Source organism: Burkholderia sp. Ac-20392 (genome assembly GCF_017104585.1).
In the GTDB taxonomy this organism is placed as follows: domain Bacteria; phylum Pseudomonadota; class Gammaproteobacteria; order Burkholderiales; family Burkholderiaceae; genus Burkholderia; species Burkholderia lata.
The window spans coordinates 1-871 of sequence record NZ_JAAGPB010001037.1 but is presented as its reverse complement, the minus strand read 5'-3'; the positions used below and the strand labels follow the sequence as shown (position 1 = coordinate 871).

The 871-nt window shown below is 69.5% G+C and carries 1 pseudogene; it reads right to left on the bottom strand.

Features of this window, described 5'->3' with window-relative positions:
- Positions 1-871, bottom strand: a pseudogene (locus G3N99_RS40625) (ABC transporter permease); the annotation flags it as partial.

The following is an 871-nucleotide window of genomic DNA, read 5'->3' as shown; positions in this document are numbered from 1 at the left end:
CGCGCTCGGTGCGTCGCGCGCGCGACGCACCGAGCGCGCGCAGCAGCGCGGCCTCGCGCACCCGCTCGTCGCGCGTGCCGGCAAGCGCCGTGTACAGCACGAGCACGCCGGCCGCGAGCGTGAACACGAACAGGAACTGCACCGCCCCGACCACCTGCAGCATCATCCGCTGCAACTGCGCGAGGATCGGCGCGACGTCGATCGCGGTCAGGTTCGGGTAGCGCGCGATCAGCGGATCGAGCAGCGCGGCGTCCGATGCCGGCAAATGGAAGCTCGTCAGGTACACGGCCGGGAAATCCTTCAGCACCGGCGGCGGCATCAGCACGAAGAAATTGACGCGAAACGAACCCCAGTCGAGCTTGCGCACGCTCGTGATCGGCGCGTCGACCGTCAGGCCCGTCACGTCGAAGCGCAGCATGTCGCCCGGCTTCACGTTCAGCGTCTTCGCGAGGCCGGCCTCGATCGAGATCTGCGGTGTGGCTGCGGTGCCGAACCAGTCGCCTTCGACGATCCGGTTGTCGGACGGCAGCTCGGTCGTATAAGACAGGTTGAACTCGCGGTCGACGAGCCGGCGCGCCTCCTCGGACGGGTACGCGTCCGGATTCACCGGCTTGCCGTTGATCGCGACGAGGCGGCCGCGCACCATCGGCGCGGGCTCCGCGTCGCGCACGCCGTGCGCGGTCAGGTAGGCCGCGACGTCGGCACGCTGGTCGGGCTGGATGTCGATCAGGAACTGATTCGGCGCATCGGGCGGCGTCGACTGCCGCCAGCCCGCGACGAGGTCGTTGCGCGTGATCGCGATCAGCAGCAGGCACATCAGGCCGAGCGCAAGTGCGGTGATCTGCACCGGCGCGGCACGAGTGCGTAGCGA